Genomic DNA, 16,689 nt, shown 5'->3' with positions numbered 1-16,689 from the left:
CATGCATATACGACGTTTCTTGAGTCTCGCGCTGCTCTGCCTGGGCCTCGTCCACAGCGTGAGCGCCCAGTCTGCCCCGCCCACGCTCGCGCAGTATGAGCAGTGGGCGCGTGAGGCGTACGCGGCGGCGACGCGCTCCGACCGCATCGGGCTGGACGAGGTTGCCCTGGAGCTGGCTGCCGCCCATGAGATCGCGCTGCCCGACGGCACGACGGTGCCGGTAGATAATGGCTGGCTGGCAGAGGCGCTCGGCGAGGAGCCGCCGCCCTATCAGCTCATCGCCGCGCGGCTGGGCGCGATTCTGGATGCCGTCGGCCAGGCGCGCAATGCGCACGATCCCGACGCGCTTGCCAAGCTCGACGAGGTTTTTGCCAAGCCGCCCTTCAAAAGCCGCGAGGTTCCGTCTGCCTGGACCAGCTTCTGGCAATCGTTCTGGCAGGCGATCGAGGACTTCTTGGACAGCCTGTTCGGCTCGCTGCCGAACAACTCGCCCGCGCCAGCCGCAGGGCCGCCGACCGGCTTCCGCTCGCTCTCGCCGCTGGGCTGGGCGCTCCTGACGATCGGGCTGCTGCTGGTGCTGGGGCTGGTCTTCTACGCTATTCGCGGCGTGCGCCAATCGCTGGTGCGCGATGCCAAAGCCCGCGCCGAGGCCGCCCTGGAAGAAGAAGACATTACGGCTACCGAGGCGCTCGATCGGGCACAGGCGCAGGCGCGCACGGGCGACTACCGCACTGCCGTGCGCTACCTGTACCTGTCGTCGCTGCTGTGGCTGGACGAGCGCAAGCTGCTGCGCTACGATCGCTCGCTGACCAACCGCGAGTATCTCGATCAGGTCCGCGCCAACGCGCCCCTCGCCGATCAGCTCGCGCCGGTCGTCGGCACGTTCGAGCACGTCTGGTACGGCAAGCGCCCGATCGCGGAGCAGGATTTTCTGGCCTACGAGGCGCAGATCCAGCAGCTACGCGGGACGGAGCCAAAGTCATGAGGCGCTGGCGCGATCTGCTGCTGATCACGGTCCTGTTCGGCATCCTGATCGGCTTCACCGTCTATGGTCCCGGCAGCAACCAGATTCAGGACGATGGACAGACCGGCTCGACGCACTCGTCGGGCGGCGAGGGCGCGCTTGGCCTTCAGCGCTGGCTGCAAGCCCTGGGCTACAACGCGCTCAACCTCGAATACACCGCGTGGCGCATCCCCGACGAAGCCGCCGCGCTGTTTACGATCGCGCCTGAGGAGCCGATCACCGAGGAGCAGGCCGAGGAAACGCTGCGCTGGGTGCGCAACGGCGGCACGCTGATCCTGGTCGTGCCCGTGCAGTGGCAGCAGAACCGCAACGAGCTGCTTGATCAGCTCGATGCCTCGGTCGTCTTCGACGACGACGCCGATCTCGTCGAGCGCGCCGATGTGGTCCAGCCGCTGCTGACCGATCCGCCGGTCGTTAGCGTGCCGGTCAACACGCAGAGCGCGCTGGAGCTAGGCCGCGACGACTATCTGCCGCTGCTCAGCACCGATCTCGGCGACGCGCTGGTTGGGATTCAAGAGGGACGCGGCTATATCTACCTGGCGGCGACGGAGTTTCCGTTCACCAACGACGGGCTACGCGAGCCGGGCAGCGCGGCGCTGATCTTGAACCTGCTGGCGCGCGTGCCGCCCGGCGCGACCGTGCTCTTCAATGAGTATCACCACGGCTACAACACGCCGCCAACGCTGCGTCGCGTCGTGCTGCGCCAGTGGTGGGGCTGGGCCGCGCTCTACGCCGTGCTGGTGACGGTGCTGTATATCGTGCTGACCGGACGGCGCTTCGGACGACCGGTGCCGCTGCGCGCCGATGTCGCGCGGCGCTCGTCGGCGGAGTACGTGCAATCGCTGGCGATGCTCTTCCGTCGTGCCCGCAAGCAATCCTATATTCAGGAGCACTATCTCAACCAGCTCAAGCGCCGCCTGGCGCGGCCCTACGGCTTTGTGCCGCCCGGCGATGATGCAAAGTTCGTCGACGAGCTTCAGCGCTATCGCGGCGCGTCCGACGAGCAGGCCGCGCGGCTGCGCGCGCTGCTTGAGCAGTTTCGGCGTCCCGCGAGCGACGAGCAGCTTGTGCGCCTGGTACGCACCGCCGACGCCTTTGCCGACGAGAAAGGCCGCCTGCGATGAATCGCACACGCGCGCTTCCCACGGTGCTGGAAGTGCTTGACGATGGGCTGCGACTCTACCGGCGCAACCTGTCGGGCTTTATGCTGGTTGCAACCGCCGTGCTGGTGCTGATCGCGCTGTTCGCGCTGCTGTGTAGCGCGCTGATCCGCACGCAGCTCGGCACCAGCGCCGCCTGGACCGTTCTGCTGCTGTTTCTGCTGACGGTGATCGGCTATCCGCTGCTGCTGTATGCCTTCGCCGCATTATCACGCGCCGCCGCCGCCGCGCTCGACGGCAGGCCGATCTCGCTGCCCGTCGCGCTGCGCATCAGCCCTGGACGCGGCTGCGCGATGATCCTCTTCAATCTTGTGTTCAGCGTCGTCGCCTCGATCTTCGCGGGCACGATCTCGATCATGATCTCGTGTCCGCTGTTCTACTTTTCGGTGCTGAGCGCGGCCATGGTTTCGACGATCGGCAGCGGCGCGGTTTCCGGGGCGGCGATTGCCTTTGCCAGCGTGATCAGCCAGGTTTCGACGCTCTGGTCGCTGATGGCCTTCGGCGGCTGGCTCGTCAGCATCGTCTATGCCCTGCAAGCGTTCGTGCTGGAGCAGCGCTCCTGGTCGGCGGCGGCTGGTCGCTCGGTCGATCTGCTGACGGCGCGCTTCGGACGCAGCATGCTGATGTTTCTGAGCGCGGGCGCGATCTTCGGCACGCTCAGCCTGGCCTATCTCGGCTCGTTGATCGCGCTGATCCTGATCGTGCAGGAGCGATTCGGCCTGACGCTGCCGCCGCTCGCCAGCGATGTGCTCACAATCGTGCTGACCGTCGCGTCGCTGGTGGTGCTGCTGCCGCCGCTCTCGATCTGGATGACCATGTTTCATCGCCATCTGGCCCGCGAGCAGGACGGCGAGGAGATGGCGCGCCGGGTGGCCGCGTGGCACGCCCAGGTTGCGGCCTGACGCGACGAGACGCATCGACTTCAATTCCAACCATCTCAGCTTGAGGAGCATTCATGCTGGTCCAACAGGTGACAGAACATATTCGACGCGAAGCCGGGAAAGTGCTGGTCGGCCAGGAAGAGCCGTTCACGCATGTGCTGATCGCGCTGCTCACGGGAGGCCATGTGCTGCTGGAGGGCGTTCCCGGCACGGCGAAGACCTTGATGGCGAAAACGCTGGCGGCGCTGATCCAGACCGAGTTCAAACGTATCCAGTTCACCCCCGACCTGATGCCCTCCGATGTGCTGGGCACGACGGTCTATGAGATGAACAGCGGCGAGTTCCGTCTGCGCCACGGCCCGATCTTCACCCAGGTGTTGCTGGCCGATGAGATCAACCGCGCGCCCGCCAAGACACAGTCGGCGCTGCTGGAGGCGATGGAGGAGCGCCAGGTGACGATCGAGGGGCAGCGACTCCCGCTTCAGGAGCCGTTCTTCGTGGTGGCGACTCAAAACCCGGTCGAGTACGAGGGCACGTATCCGCTGCCTGAGGCGCAGCTTGACCGCTTCCTGTTCAAAATTCTGGTCGATTACGCGCCGCAGAGCGTCGAGATCGAGGTGCTGCGGCGCTACGATAACGGCTTCGATGCGCGTCATCTGGAGCGCACCAACCTTCAGGCGTCGGTCACGCCGCAGGTGCTCGCGCGCTGTCGGGCCGAGATCGAAAGCGTGCGCGTCGAAGAAGGCATCTTCAAATATATCTCGGACATTGCCCAGGAGTCGCGCCGCCTGCCCGATCTGATCCTGGGCGGCTCGACCCGCGCCTCGATCAGCGTGCTGCTGGCGGCCAAGACCTGGGCCGCGATGCAGGGCCGCGATTTCGTGATCCCCGATGACGTGAAGTTCCTGGTCAAGGCGGTCTATCGCCACCGCATCATCCTGCGGCCCGAAGCCGAGATCGAGGGCCTGACGCCCGATGGAGCGGTCGATCGGATTCTGGCCCGCGTCGAAGTGCCGCGCTAGCGGGAGAACAGACAACCAAAGAACAAAGAACAACGACGAGGAAGCACAGACAAAGAACAAAGAGGTACATCGTTTGTTTGTTCTCTGTTCCGTTGTTCTTTGTTCTCTCATAGGCCGGAGAACCATGCTGCCTACTCCACGGTTATTGTTTTTGCTGCTGCTCGGCGCGGTCGTCGTGGCTGGCGCGAGCTTTGCGCAGCCGTTGACGTGGCTGGCCGTGCTGTACTTCGTGGCGCTATTCGGCCTGGTCATCGCCGATTATGTGATCAGCACGAAGCCCGAACAGATCACGATCCGTCGCGTCAACGAGTCGAAGCTCTCGCTGGGCGTGCCCAACCTGATCGCTCTCCACCTGGAAAACGCCAGCCCACGCGCCGTCCGCTTCAAGCTGCGCGATGAGTATCCCTTCCAGCTTCGCGCCGACAGCGATCTGCTCGATGGGACGATCCCACCGCTGGCCGCCGCCGAGGTGCGCTACCATGTCACGCCCGTGCAGCGCGGCGATTACCAGTGGAGCGATACCAATCTGCGCTATCGCTCCACGCTCGGCACGTTCGTGCGCCAGGCGCGCTATCCCACCGCCGACGCCGTGCGCGTCTATCCCAACGTGCTCGATGTGCGCAAGTACGATCTGCTGGCCCGCAAAGGCCTGCTGACCGAGCTGGGGCTGCGCAACGCCAAAGTCTTCGGCTCCGGCACTGAGTTCGAGCGGCTGCGCGACTACACGCCGGACGACGAGTTCCGGCGCATCAACTGGCGGGCGACAGCGCGGCGCAACAAGCTGACCGCGATCGAGTACGAGACAGAGCGCTCGCAGCACGTGATCTGCGTCCTCGACACCGGGCGGCTCATGCGACCGCCGATCGGCGATATTCAGAAGCTCGACTACGCGATCAACGCGGCGCTGCTGACCAGCTATGTCGCCACCCTGCGCGGCGATCAGATCGGCATGCTGACCTTCGCCGACGAGGTGGGCGTGTACCTTGCGCCCCGCAAGGGACGCGGCCAGTTCTACACCATGCTTGAGCTGCTCTACAACATCGAGTCGCAGGCAGTGGAGGCCGACTATCGTCGCGCGCTCGGCTATCTCAGCGTCAAGAACAAGCGCCGGTCGCTGATCGTGGTCTTCAGCGATCTGGTGACGCTCGACGCGGCCCAGCCGTTGATCGCCTACATGGCCCGGCTCGCCAGGCACCATCTGCCGCTGCTGGTGATCATGAACGATCCCAACATCACGCGCATCGCCGCCCAGCAGCCCGCCACATCGACCGATGTCTACCAGCGGGCGGTCGCCGAGCAGCTTCTCGACGAGCGGCGCATCATTCTCGATACGCTGCACCACGCGGGCGTGCTGACGCTCGACGTTCCCGCCGATAAGCTGTCGGTGGCGGTGATCAACAAGTATCTTGAGCTGAAAACCAGGGGCGTGCTGTAGCGGCTCATATCAGGCCGCGCACGATCCGCTGAGCGCACAGGCCCACCGAGCTATCGTGCCCGGTGGGCTTTGTGTCAGGCGCATTGTCCAGCGCTTACGCCTGAGGTCTTGCGGGGTGCGGCAGAGCGGTCCCTGCGCTTGTCTGGTGTGTGCTTTTGCGCTGACAGCGCAAAAGCACACACTTTTACCTGAGCCGTACCATGCTGCCGCAGGCTCGTATCCGCTGCTGAGCCGAGGGGCTGCGCGATGTAGTCGCTACTGGTTGCCGCGTCGCTCGGCGTTGATAAAGCCCTGGATCGCGGTGAATGACGGACGCGGACTCCAGTCGGGGTTCAGGATGCCGAACGATGCCTGCTCGTGAAACTCGTTCCCGGCCTGCGCCGACGTGATCGCGAAGTTCAGGTTCCAGATAAAGACAACGCCCACGAAATCCTGGTACTGCGTCTTGGTGCGGAACAGCGCGCCCTCCAGGTACTCGGCCTGCTGCTCAAGCGAGACGTGGTTGCCGTACTCATAGCCCGGCGTGTTGTTCTTGGTAGCCCAGCCCATCTCGGTGATCCAGATCTGCTTGTCGCCGACGCCGTTCTCGACCATCACCTGGCGCACGTCCTCGATGTGGCGGAAATAGTGCGTGCGGCTGTCCTGCCAGCCCGGGCCGGGGCCTGGCTCGTCGGGCCACAGCGCGTCGGGCGGGTTGAGCGCCGTCGCCGGGTGGAAGCCCTGCGCATCCATGTAGTTCTTGATCTCGCCGCCGTTGTAGGTGTACATCGCCTTATAGTAGGTTATGTCATCGACGGCGGTATTGATCTCGGTGACGCCCGTCGACGAGAGCGCGCCCACCACGACGACGATACTCGGATCGACGGCCTTGATGCGGGTGTAGGCTTCTTTCAGCATCTCGACATAGCGCCCGGCGTCTTCCGCCGCCACGCGACCGCCGTTCTCAACCGCCAGGTTTTGCTCGTTCCAGACCTCGATCCCGTGGATCTTGCCCTTGTAGCGCTTCGCCAGCTCTTCCACGAAGCGTCCAAAATCTTCTTTCTTCTGGGGCAGGCCGTTATCGCCTGGTCGGCCAGTCGCCCAGTCCGGCGATTTGGCAACGCTCAGCAGCAGCTTTTTCTTGTAGGCCGCCACCGTATCGACCACCTTATCAAGCTCTTGAAAGCCGAAGGTCCGGTCTGGCACCTCGGTATCTTTCCACGGGACCTGCTGCCGAATCCAATCGAAGCCCGCGATCTCCGCCAGCTTCATCACGCGGTCGGCATCGGTGTAGTACAGATGCGCCGCAGTGCCGAACTCCAGACGTTCGGGAATATTAGATGTATTTGTACCCGGCGTATTCTGAGGCTCGCTTGTGGCTGAAGGAGCAGATGATTCAGTAGGGGTTGTCTCTGATGGCGTCGCTGGCGTGTCCGACGGCGCTGTTGTATCTGTCGTGGCTGCCGGAGCTGCTGACGGCTCGGCAGTGGTTGTGCGATCGGCGGGCGTTACGGGAGCGACTCCGCCGCAGGCTGCCAGCAGCGGCAGGAGCAGGCCGATCAGCATGAGGCCGACCCACAATTGTCTGCCGCGCCATGATCGTTTTTTCACCAATAGCCTCCTCGATGGCTCATCTCACATCTGTAGTCTCATTGATGGCAGTGTACCAGAGAAACAAAAAGGAAGAGCGAGAGCGATCCTTGAGTCCGCCCTGCGCTCCTCCCTCCGACATAGCCGCGCCAGATTTAGGGCTTCGGCATATTTTGGATGGCGTTGAACGCCTGTCGCGGGCTCCAGTCGGGGTTCAGGATACCGAACGATGCCTGCTCGTGGAACGGATTACCAGCGCCCTGCCACGTCACGGCAAAGTTCAGGTTCCAGACAAACATCGCGCCGACCCACGGAGCGTAGTTGTAGCGAGCAAGCTCGATCGCGCGCTTGATGTACTGCGCCTGCTCTTCCATCGAGTTGCACTGGCCGTATTCGTAGCCCGGCGTGTTGTTCTGCGTCGCCCAGCCGAACTCCGTCACCCACATCTGACGATCCGACAGGCCTTCTTCGACCATGATCTGGCGGATCTGCTCAAGACGGCGGAAGTAGAACTCCATGTTGCCGTTCCAGGTGTCGCAGATGTTGGTGATGTTGCGGCCCGGATCGGGCAGCGAGTCCGGCGGATTGAGTGTGCCTGCCGGGTGAACGCCGACGACATCCATGTGCGCGCGGAAGCGCGGATCGCGGAACATCGCCCGGAAGTAGGTCAGATCGCTGTAGGCGACGTTGGACTTGTTGGTTTCAGTGGGCGTGGGCGAGCCCGAAACGACGATCGCGTTCGGATCGGCGGCCTTGATCGCATTGTAGCCTGTGACCAGCAGATCGACATAGAACGGCGCTTCCGCGACCACACCGCCATTCTCGACGGCGTAGTTCTGCTCGTTCCAGATCTCGTAGGCGTGGACCCGGCCACGGTAGCGCGTGGCGAGCGCGCCCATGAACTGTCCAAAGCGTCCGAAGTTTGCCCTGGTGGGCATGCCATGCCCGCCGTCCGAGGTAGCCCAGCCGGGCGCGCGCACGACGCTGAAGAGCAGCCTGACCTTCTTCGCGTCCGCCTCCGCAACGACCTTATCAAGCTCACCCCAGGCGATCGAGCCGTCGGCGTTCATGTGATCCTGCCACGGCACCTGCTGGCGAATCCACGTTCCGGTGCCGGAGTAGTTGTTGGCCTCGAAAGCGTTCTTGGCAAGTGTCAGCGTGCGCTCGCGATCGACGTAGTAGAGCTGCGCGTTCGAGCCGTAGATGAACGGCTCCGGCAGCGAGCCGGCAGGCTCGCGATAGTTGAACGCATCGCCATCGATCTTGTCGGGATTCTGCTTGGCATACTGATCGCCAAGGCGACCAAGCAGCACGCGATAGGCTGGATCACGCTCGTTGGGATGGAACTCGAAGCGGTTGCGCTCGAAGTACTGCACCCAGTATGTCTCGCCCGTATCGGGGTTGCGCTCCTGGAACGGCTCCGACTTGGGATAGCCAAAGACCAGCAGGCCGCCGTACTGCTCCCAGAACGACTTGAACGGACCCCTGGTGGCATCGTTGCGCAGCGTGTGCTGAGTCTCGCGGAACCAGGTCTGGTTGGCGTTGGAGGGGATCGAGGCGACTGGCCTGAAGGGCTCTTCGTTCTCGCGGCCCTTGATCAGCTCGTTACCAAGCAGGCGGCCCAGGACATAGAATCGGTTGCCGTCGCGGCCAAAGTTTTCTGGATGCTCTTCAAGCACCGCGCGCTCAAAGTACTGTACGCGGTAGAACTTACCGGGCTCGGTAAAGCTCTCCTGCACGAACGGCTCTGAGATCGGATAGCCCAGAATGCGGAGTGCATTCGGCGTGCTCTTCCAGAACTGCCAGTACCAGTTATGCGCGGCATGGCCTGACTCTTTAAAATATTGAACTTGCGGGGGCGGCGGGCTTGCCTCGGCGAGCGTTGGAAGCACCAACAGCGCGGCGAGCAAGACGAGCAGAGCGCTGACAGACGCGCGTCGTCGCATGGATTCCTCCTTGGGGCGTGTATCAGCCCAAAACCAGTACGCAGACATCGTTAGAAGCGGCTTCATTATACGTTTGAAGCGCTGATGTCAATGTGATAGACCGCTGAACCGACGCTACCACGTCGCTGACGGGCTGCCGTTACCGCGCGCTCGACCGCTTCCTCAGGTGTTGTCACGGCCTCGACGAGCGACTCTGCGCCGCTGGGTGCCCAGCTTTGCAGGCCCACAACGGTTAGGCCCGCTCGACGGGCCAGCGCGATCTCGGAGAGCGTGCCCCAGCCGCCGCCAACGGCGATGACCGCCTCGGCGCTGTGGATCAGGATCGCATTCCGAGCCTCGCCCATTCCGGTGACAATCGGCAGCGCCACCGACGGATTTGCGGCGAGTGCATCCGTCGATGGAAGCAGACCAACGGTAAGACCGCCAGCTTGCCGCGCGCCCCGGCATACCGCTTCCATCACACCACCCAGGCCGCCGCACAGCACAATCGCGCCGGAGCGCGCCAGGCCAAGCCCGACGGCTTCGGCAAGCGCCAGTATCGGCGTATCTGCCTGGCCGGGGCCACAAACTGCAATGCGGAGTGGTGTTATCAATGCGGGTACTTTCTAGCATGAGGCGCACAGGGGAGCCTATTTCAGGTCTATCAGCGGGGCCATTATACCAAGCTAGGCCGAGGCGTCAAGCCGCGCATGTGCCACGGGCGTGTAGCGCGCGCCCTCCGGACGCAGCTCGGATCGCATCAGCACGATCTGGTCGACCGCAAATGCGATCTTCTGTAGTACACTGGTCTGAGCCACAGCGCGGCTCATCGAGGCAAGCGCGTCGGGCGTTGGATCTTTGGGGCTGCGGCCAAGCGTCAGGTGCGGGCTAAAACGGCGCTGCTCGGTTGGAAAGCCCAGCGGCGCGATCCGTCGCTCGACATCGGCCTGCACCTGCTCAAGCGCCGCGAGATCGCCCGTCACGCCCAGCCAGACCACACGCGGTCGCTTCGGGTTCGGAAACAGGCCCAGCGCGTCGGTGCGCAGCGTAAAGGGGCGGTGGCCCGCAGCGGCGCGCTCCAGCTCCTCGATGATCGCAGGCACCAGCGCGGCGCGCGTGCCGCCGAGAAACTTCAAGGTCAGGTGCGTACCCTGCGGATCGCTCCAGCGTACGGCCTGGGTCTGCCGCCTGAGCTGCGCTTGCAGATCGTGTAGCAACTGCTTAACATCGTGCGGCAGATCGATCGCGATAAAGAGACGTAGGTGGTGATCCATCGAAACCTCTCCCAACATGGGCTACAGCCTATCGGCTTGACAGTATAATAACGGTCGATGATACTACGACTCCCGCATGAAGGAGATCAGCGTGAACCATCCCGCCAGCCCAGAGCCAGAGGTACTGCTCAACAACCTTCGACTCCTCTGCGCCCAGCCCTCCGTTTCGGGGCAGGCGCGCGGACTAGCCGAGTGCGCCGATAGCGTCGTCGCGATTCTACGCGATGTTGGCCTTGATTGTCGGCTGATTCCAGCGTCGGGAGCGCCGATCGTCGTCGGGCGCTACGATGCCAGCGCCGAGCGGACCCTGGTGATCTATGGGCGCTACGATGTTCCGCCGACCGGCCTGCGGCGGAGCTGGACCAACGAGCCGTTTCGTCCCGCGATCGAGGACAACAAGCTGTACGCCCGTGGCGCTGTCGTCAAAGGCGAGCTGGTCGCGCGGGCGGCGGCGCTCCAGACGTTGATCAACCAGCGCCTGCCGATGAACGTGGTGGTGGTGGTGGAAGGCGAGAGCCTGATCGGCAGCCCGCATCTCGGCGCGGTGCAGGATACGCTGGGGCCGTGCGATCTCTGCCTGTGGAGCGGCGGCGGCTTCGATGGCGCGGGATTGCCCTTGCTCTATACCGGCGTCAAAGGTCTGTTGCAGGTCGAGCTTCAGGCGACGACGGCCAGCACCGTGCTGCCTCCCACGTACGCCGCGACCGTACACAATCCGATCTGGACGCTCGTGCTGGCGCTCAGCAGCATCAAGAGCGAGTTCGAGGAGATCCTGATCGAGGGTTTTTACGACGAGATCGTGCCGCCGAGCCGCCAGGCGCTCAACGCCGTACAGCGCCTGGATGTCGGCGATCAGGCGCGGCGCGATGCCTGGGGCGTCAGCCAGTTTTTGGCCGGAGTCAGCGGCGCGATGCTGGCGCGGACCGAAACCTTCTCGCCAACCTGCAACATCAGCAGCCTGAGCGTCGGCGGCGGCAGCGTCCCATCGATTCCACAGCGTGCCAGCGCCGAGCTTCAATTTCAGCTCGTACACGATCTGCAACCGGCACGACTCCTGGAGCTTTTAAAGGCCCACATGGAGACGCGCGGCTTTACCAATCTGCGGGTGACACAGCTTCCCGGCGCGTACGGGCCGGTCCAATCGGCGGAGCTACCCTTCGATGCGGCGCAGGCTGCCGCGCCGATCTATGGACAACCGGCGCATGTGCTGCCGCTCGCGCCATTTGCCGCGCCCGCCGCAGTGCTCGCGCCGGACGCGCCGCTGATAAGCTGCGGGCTGGAGCGTCCGACCAGCTCGCTCTTCGGCCCCGACGAGCATGTGCCGCTGGACGATCTGACGGCGCATACCCGGCTGCTGATCGAGCTGATCACGCGCATCGCCGTTTGACAAGCGGTGTAGGGCGTGGTATGATGCCCTATGTCGTCGCGGCGTGGAGCAGTGGCAGCTCGTCGGGCTCATAACCCGAAGGTCGCAGGTTCGAATCCTGCCGCCGCTACCATCTTGAATTGCTCATGTTGCTGGTACATCTTGTATCGCAGCATGAGCAATCACATTGCAAGCCAACACACGCTGGGGTAGCTCAGATGGTTAGAGCGTGGGATTCATAACCCCAAGGTCGAGAGTTCGATTCTCTCCCCCAGCACCAGCATCGAAACCGGTTCCGTAGGGAGCCGGTTTAGTTATTTTCGGGTCACGGCATGGCAACGCTTCTTGAGCAGGTCAGCGCTTTCAGCGATCGGTATGCGCTGCTGGGCACGGGCGCGACCGTCGTCGTGGCGGTTTCGGGCGGGCCGGACTCGCTGTGTCTGCTGCATCTGCTGCACGGGCTCGCGCCGGAGCGGAAGCTGCGGCTGCATGTCGCCCATCTGGATCATCAGCTCCGTCCAGACTCCGCCGCCGATGCCGAGTTTGTCGCGCGCACTGCCGCCGCGTGGCGCTTGCCGGTAACGCTTGGCCGTGAAGATGTCGCGGCTATCGCCCGTGAGCGGCGCACAGGTATCGAAGCTACCGCGCGTGCCGTACGCTTGCGCTTCCTGGTCGAGACAGCGCAGACGGTCGGAGCGGAGACGATCGCGCTGGGGCACACCGCCGACGACCAGGCCGAAACCGTGCTGCTGCGGCTGCTGCGCGGCGCGGGTCCGAGTGGACTCGGCGCGATGCGGCCCAGGCGCACCGCCGATGTCGACCTGCTGCAACCGGAGCAGCCGCCGATCGCGCTGGTTCGACCGCTGCTCGAAACGACTCGCGCGCAGGTCGAGGCACACTGTGCCGAGCATCATCTTGAGCCGCGCTACGATTCCTCGAACCAATTGCCGATCTACCTGCGGAATCGTGTTCGGGATCACATTATTCCGCTGTTAAAAACGTATAATCCTAGTATTGTGGCGACACTAGGGCGTACAGCACGGGTATGCGCCGAAGAGGACGATCTGCTGAACGAGCTGGTGGAGCGCGCCTGGCAGGATGTAGCCCAGCTACAGGCCGATGGCATCCTGCTCGACCGACAGCACTTTATGCAGTTGCACCGGGCCTTGCAGCGCAGGCTGCTCCGTAAGGCGGCGCAGCTTCTCGCAGCGCAGGCCGAGCTTGAGGCCAGGCACATCGACCTGATCCTGGCGGCGATCGTCGATGGACGGCGGCGGGTTCAACTCCCGCAGAAGCTCTGGCTACACATTCGACGTACCACGCTATGGCTCAGCGCCGAGACGGGCGCTTGAGCACGATGCTTGGAGAGCATGAGAGGAGCAGATGGAGCATAATCAGGGAAACATCCACGACGAGATCGCCTATGTTTTGTTGGATCACGATCGCATCCAGCAGCGCATTCGTGAGCTTGCGCAGCAGATTAGCCGCGACTATGCCGATGTGAGCGAGCTCTTGCTCATCGGCGTGCTCAAAGGCTCGATTATGTTTATTGTGGACCTGGCACGCTCCTTGCAACGGCACATCACGCTGGACTTTATTGCGATCTCATCCTATGGACAGGCGACCGAGACAAGCGGTGTGGTGCGTATTCTCAAAGATCTCGACACCGACATCGGCGGCAAGCATGTGCTGATCGTCGAAGATATTGTCGATAGCGGCTTGACGCTGGCCTACCTGCGGGAAAGCTTGCAGCGCCGCAACCCTGCCAGTCTGCGCGTGTGTACGCTGCTGAACAAGCCCAGCCGACGCAGAGCCGATGTCCAGATCGATTACAGCGGATTTGATATTCCTAATGAATTTGTGGTTGGGTACGGCTTGGATTATGCCGAGCGTTACCGGAATTTACCGTATGTAGGCGTGCTGCATCCTGAGATGTACGCGCAAAAGCAGTAAATGCAATGCCCATCCGATGATGGGTAAGAGGCAGCGAGTCACGAAAGGAACGACTCATGGGAGATAATCGCTGGCTGCGTAACAGCTTCGTCTATCTTATTATCCTGGTTGCAGCGCTGGCGTTGATCGCACAGTATATCAACGGTACGGGCACTGCCGGATCGCAAGGTCTGACGTTCAACCAGGTGATCGACGGAGCGCTGAAGGGCGACATCTGCCGACTGGTCGAGTCGGCGGACGGCAGCACGCTCACCTACTATACGCGCCAAGGTGGCTGCGATGAGAACGCCAAGCCCGCCGGTCGCGTCACCAAGAGCGACCGCACTCCTGTTGCAGAGTATCTGGAGACGGTCAAGAGCACCGAGCTACAGAAGGTTCTGGCGCAGCGGGCAGCAGGCCAGGATGTGCCGATTCCCGACTTCAAGGAGCCTGAGCTGAGCACCGAGAAGCCACCGGCGTGGGGCGGTATTCTGAGCGCCTTCACGGTGGTGCTGCCGATGCTGCTGCTGATCGGGTTCTTCGTCTTCTTTATGCGCCAGGCGCAAGGCTCGAACAACCAGGCGCTCAGCTTCGGCAAGAGCCGCGCGCGGATGTTCACGGGCGATAAGCCGACGGTGACATTTGCCGATGTGGCGGGCCAGGAAGAGGCCAAGCAAGATCTGACCGAGGTGGTCGAGTTCTTGAAGTTCCCCGATAAGTTCGCGCAGCTCGGCGCGCGTATTCCGCGCGGCGTGCTGATGGTTGGCCCTCCAGGCACCGGCAAGACGCTGCTTAGCCGCGCGGTTGCGGGCGAGGCGGGCGTGCCCTTCTTCTCGATCTCCGGCTCCGAGTTCGTCGAGATGTTCGTCGGCGTGGGCGCAAGCCGCGTGCGCGACCTGTTCGATCAGGCCAAGCGCAACGCGCCCTGTATCATCTTCATCGACGAGATCGACGCAGTGGGTCGGCAGCGCGGCGCGGGCCTGGGCGGCTCGCACGACGAGCGCGAGCAGACGCTCAACCAGATCCTAGTCGAGATGGACGGCTTCGACACCAACACCAACGTGATCGTGATCGCGGCGACCAACCGGCCCGACGTGCTCGATCCGGCGCTGGTGCGGCCCGGACGCTTCGACCGCCAGGTGATTCTGGACGCGCCGGATATTCGCGGGCGGCTGGATATTCTCAAGGTGCATACCAAGGGCAAGCCGCTCAACGAAGATGTCAACATGGAGGCGATCGCCAAGGTGACGCCGGGCGCTTCGGGCGCGGATCTGGCGAATATCGTCAACGAGGCGGCGATCCTCGCGGCGCGGCGCGGCAAGAAGCGCATCAGCATGCTCGATCTTGAGGATGCGACCGAGCGCATGATGCTGGGCGGTCCTGAGCGGCGCTCGCGGGTGATGACGCCTGAGGAGAAGCGGCTGACGGCGTATCACGAGGCCGGTCACGCGATCGTGGGCGCGGCAATGCCCAAGGCCAATCCGGTCCACAAGATCACGATCGTGCCGCGCGGACGGGCTGGCGGCTATACGCTGTTCCTGCCTGAGGACGATCAGAACTATCGCACGGTGCAGCAGTTCGAGGCCGAGATGGCCTACGCGCTGGGTGGTCGTGCCGCCGAGGAGCTGATCCTGGTGGACTACACCACGGGCGCGGGCAGCGACATCCAGGCCGTGACGCGCACGGCGCGCGCGATGGTGACGCGCTTCGGCATGAGCGAAAAGCTCGGCCCGATCCAGCTAGGCGAGGCGCAGGAGATGATCTTCCTGGGCCGCGAGATCTCGGAGCAGCGCAACTATTCCGAGGAGACGGCGCGCCAGATCGACCTCGAAGTGAAGCGGCTGGTCGATACCGCGCACGAGCGAGCCCGGATCGTGCTGGAGCAGAACACCGAGGTGCTGCACGATCTGTCGAACAAGCTGCTTGAGATCGAGACTTTGGGCGGCGAGGAGCTGCGCGAGATCTTGAGCCGCGTCAAGCGCTACGATCCGAGCGGCAACGGACGCGCCGCGCCGCTGCCATCGCCGCAGAACAGCGTCGTGGTTGCGCCGGGCAGCACCGCCACCGAGCTGTAAGCATCCGCCAATCGACGGCAGCCCACGGTCTAGGCCGTGGGCTTTCTGTTTGCACGAGGGCCGATCGCGGCCTATAAAGAGCGACGGGGCGGACTGTGCCACGGTTGCCCATCGTCGCGCGGCTGGCTATAATGAAGGCTGCAAAAGCTGTTGCAAAGGAGATAGATGTATGTCAGGCCATTCCAAATGGCACTCTATTCGTCGCACAAAAGGCGTTCTCGATCAGAAGCGCGGCGCGCTCTTCACCAAGCTGGCGCGTGAAATAACGGTCGCGGCGCGTGAAGGCGGCAGCGGCGATCCCGAGATGAACTTTCGCCTGCGTCTGGCCGTGGACAAAGCCAAGCAGAACAACATGCCGAGCGATAACATCCAGCGCGCGATCGACCGGGGCATGGGCAAGGGCAGCGAAGCGGCGATCGACGAAATTTACTATGAAGGCTATGCGCCGGGCGGCGTGGCGATCATCGTGCAGGCGGCCACGGATAACCGCAACCGCACGGCTGCCGAAGTGCGCTCGACCTTTACCAAGGGCGGCGGCAACCTGGGCGAGAGCGGCTCAGTCTCGTGGATGTTCGAGAACAAAGGTCTGATCACGCTTGAGTTTCCCGACGGCCAGAAGTTCGATCCCGACGAGGTGATGTTACAGGCGATCGACGCGGGCGCGGATGATGTCGAGGTCGACGGCAATCAGGTGGAGGTCTATACCGCGTTTGAAGATCTCAACGCGGTGCGGACGGCGCTTCAGGCGCAGAGCTTGCCGATCACCAATGTCGAGCGGCTGATGAAGCCGACCACGCCGTTCACGCCCGACAGCGAGACGACCGCCATGCAGGCGCTACGGCTGATGGAAAAGCTCGAAGATCTGGACGATGTGCAAAAGGTCTTTTCTAATCTGGACGTGTCGGAAGACCTGGCCGAGAAGTTTGCCGAGTCGGCCTGAGAAGAACAAAGACGCCCAGAGGGCGCCCGGAACAAAGAACAAAGAGTATGACGTGGTGCATTCTCTTTGTTCCTTGTTCTGATGAA

The 16,689-nt window shown here is 63.3% G+C and carries 14 protein-coding genes and 2 tRNA genes; 12 read left to right on the top strand and 4 right to left on the bottom strand.

The window, feature by feature from the left end:
• The first annotated feature begins 1 nt into the window (after nucleotide 1).
• From VFZ66_28275 to VFZ66_28255, 5 genes are all read left to right on the top strand, one after another.
• Complete coding sequence (locus VFZ66_28275) at nucleotides 2-985, top strand: DUF4129 domain-containing protein (GenBank protein ID HEX6293111.1); 984 nt, start codon at nucleotides 2-4, stop codon at nucleotides 983-985.
• Nucleotides 982-2,148 carry a DUF4350 domain-containing protein gene (locus VFZ66_28270; protein HEX6293110.1) on the top strand — a complete coding sequence of 389 codons (1,167 nt, stop codon included), beginning with the start codon at nucleotides 982-984 and terminating at the stop codon, nucleotides 2,146-2,148. Before VFZ66_28275 ends, VFZ66_28270 begins: the two co-directional genes overlap by 4 nt.
• Entirely contained in the window at nucleotides 2,145-3,086 is a 942-nt protein-coding gene (locus tag VFZ66_28265) for a hypothetical protein (GenBank protein HEX6293109.1), read from the top strand. The genes VFZ66_28270 and VFZ66_28265 overlap by 4 nt, the downstream gene beginning before the upstream one ends.
• 53 nt (nucleotides 3,087-3,139) lie before the next feature.
• Nucleotides 3,140-4,087 carry a MoxR family ATPase gene (locus VFZ66_28260; GenBank protein HEX6293108.1) on the top strand — a complete coding sequence of 316 codons (948 nt, stop codon included), beginning with the start codon at nucleotides 3,140-3,142 and terminating at the stop codon, nucleotides 4,085-4,087.
• 124 nt (nucleotides 4,088-4,211) lie between these two features.
• Entirely contained in the window at nucleotides 4,212-5,522 is a 1,311-nt protein-coding gene (locus tag VFZ66_28255) for a DUF58 domain-containing protein (protein HEX6293107.1), read from the top strand.
• Nucleotides 5,523-5,777: 255 nt separating this feature from the next.
• Here VFZ66_28255 and VFZ66_28250 read toward each other — a convergent pair whose 3' ends face one another.
• The 4 genes from VFZ66_28250 to thpR all read right to left on the bottom strand — a co-directional run bounded on the left by VFZ66_28250 (nucleotide 5,778) and on the right by thpR (nucleotide 10,290).
• On the bottom strand, nucleotides 5,778-7,112 hold the full coding sequence (locus tag VFZ66_28250) for a cellulase family glycosylhydrolase (GenBank protein HEX6293106.1): 1,335 nt from the start codon (nucleotides 7,110-7,112) through the stop codon (nucleotides 5,778-5,780).
• A 134-nt stretch (nucleotides 7,113-7,246) separates the two neighbouring features.
• Nucleotides 7,247-9,037: a hypothetical protein gene (locus tag VFZ66_28245; protein ID HEX6293105.1), complete on the bottom strand. Its 1,791-nt coding sequence runs from the start codon at nucleotides 9,035-9,037 to the stop codon at nucleotides 7,247-7,249.
• Between the two features lie 65 nt (nucleotides 9,038-9,102).
• Nucleotides 9,103-9,630: a TIGR00725 family protein gene (locus tag VFZ66_28240; protein ID HEX6293104.1), complete on the bottom strand. Its 528-nt coding sequence runs from the start codon at nucleotides 9,628-9,630 to the stop codon at nucleotides 9,103-9,105.
• A 72-nt stretch (nucleotides 9,631-9,702) separates the two neighbouring features.
• Nucleotides 9,703-10,290 (bottom strand): RNA 2',3'-cyclic phosphodiesterase, encoded by a 588-nt coding sequence (gene thpR / locus VFZ66_28235; GenBank protein ID HEX6293103.1) that lies wholly within the window; start codon nucleotides 10,288-10,290, stop codon nucleotides 9,703-9,705.
• 91 nt (nucleotides 10,291-10,381) lie between these two features.
• On the opposite strand from thpR, the gene VFZ66_28230 reads away from it, so the two are divergent.
• The 7 genes from VFZ66_28230 to VFZ66_28200 all read left to right on the top strand — a co-directional run bounded on the left by VFZ66_28230 (nucleotide 10,382) and on the right by VFZ66_28200 (nucleotide 16,603).
• A complete protein-coding gene (locus VFZ66_28230) occupies nucleotides 10,382-11,677 on the top strand; it encodes a M20/M25/M40 family metallo-hydrolase (protein ID HEX6293102.1) in 1,296 nt (431 codons plus the stop codon).
• A 37-nt stretch (nucleotides 11,678-11,714) separates the two neighbouring features.
• A tRNA-Met gene (locus VFZ66_28225) sits at nucleotides 11,715-11,789 on the top strand.
• Nucleotides 11,790-11,859: 70 nt separating this feature from the next.
• Nucleotides 11,860-11,936, top strand: a tRNA-Met gene (locus tag VFZ66_28220).
• Between the two features lie 52 nt (nucleotides 11,937-11,988).
• A complete protein-coding gene (gene tilS / locus VFZ66_28215) occupies nucleotides 11,989-13,008 on the top strand; it encodes a tRNA lysidine(34) synthetase TilS (protein ID HEX6293101.1) in 1,020 nt (339 codons plus the stop codon).
• A 31-nt stretch (nucleotides 13,009-13,039) separates the two neighbouring features.
• Nucleotides 13,040-13,609, top strand: coding sequence for a hypoxanthine phosphoribosyltransferase (hpt, locus tag VFZ66_28210; GenBank protein ID HEX6293100.1), 570 nt, complete (start codon nucleotides 13,040-13,042; stop codon nucleotides 13,607-13,609).
• A 56-nt stretch (nucleotides 13,610-13,665) separates the two neighbouring features.
• The gene (gene ftsH / locus VFZ66_28205; protein ID HEX6293099.1) at nucleotides 13,666-15,663 is read left to right on the top strand and encodes an ATP-dependent zinc metalloprotease FtsH; all 1,998 of its coding nucleotides are present in this window, start codon (nucleotides 13,666-13,668) and stop codon (nucleotides 15,661-15,663) included.
• 169 nt (nucleotides 15,664-15,832) lie between these two features.
• Nucleotides 15,833-16,603 carry a YebC/PmpR family DNA-binding transcriptional regulator gene (locus VFZ66_28200; GenBank protein HEX6293098.1) on the top strand — a complete coding sequence of 257 codons (771 nt, stop codon included), beginning with the start codon at nucleotides 15,833-15,835 and terminating at the stop codon, nucleotides 16,601-16,603.
• Nucleotides 16,604-16,689: the final 86 nt, after the last annotated feature.

Source organism: Herpetosiphonaceae bacterium, from assembly GCA_036374795.1.
Lineage (GTDB): Bacteria > Chloroflexota > Chloroflexia > Chloroflexales > Kallotenuaceae > LB3-1.
The sequence above is the reverse complement of the archived record's forward strand: the minus strand, read 5'-3'. Positions and strand labels throughout refer to the sequence as shown.

Coding starts and splice junctions, on each gene's coding strand:
- thpR (HEX6293103.1), bottom strand. CDS start 10,290: ATGGATCACCACCTACGTCTCTTTATCGCGATCGATCTGCCGCACGAT.
- VFZ66_28270 (HEX6293110.1), top strand. CDS start 982: ATGAGGCGCTGGCGCGATCTGCTGCTGATCACGGTCCTGTTCGGCATC.
- VFZ66_28200 (HEX6293098.1), top strand. CDS start 15,833: ATGTCAGGCCATTCCAAATGGCACTCTATTCGTCGCACAAAAGGCGTT.
- tilS (HEX6293101.1), top strand. CDS start 11,989: ATGGCAACGCTTCTTGAGCAGGTCAGCGCTTTCAGCGATCGGTATGCG.
- VFZ66_28260 (HEX6293108.1), top strand. CDS start 3,140: ATGCTGGTCCAACAGGTGACAGAACATATTCGACGCGAAGCCGGGAAA.
- VFZ66_28255 (HEX6293107.1), top strand. CDS start 4,212: ATGCTGCCTACTCCACGGTTATTGTTTTTGCTGCTGCTCGGCGCGGTC.
- ftsH (HEX6293099.1), top strand. CDS start 13,666: ATGGGAGATAATCGCTGGCTGCGTAACAGCTTCGTCTATCTTATTATC.
- VFZ66_28275 (HEX6293111.1), top strand. CDS start 2: ATGCATATACGACGTTTCTTGAGTCTCGCGCTGCTCTGCCTGGGCCTC.
- hpt (HEX6293100.1), top strand. CDS start 13,040: ATGGAGCATAATCAGGGAAACATCCACGACGAGATCGCCTATGTTTTG.
- VFZ66_28265 (HEX6293109.1), top strand. CDS start 2,145: ATGAATCGCACACGCGCGCTTCCCACGGTGCTGGAAGTGCTTGACGAT.
- VFZ66_28245 (HEX6293105.1), bottom strand. CDS start 9,037: ATGCGACGACGCGCGTCTGTCAGCGCTCTGCTCGTCTTGCTCGCCGCG.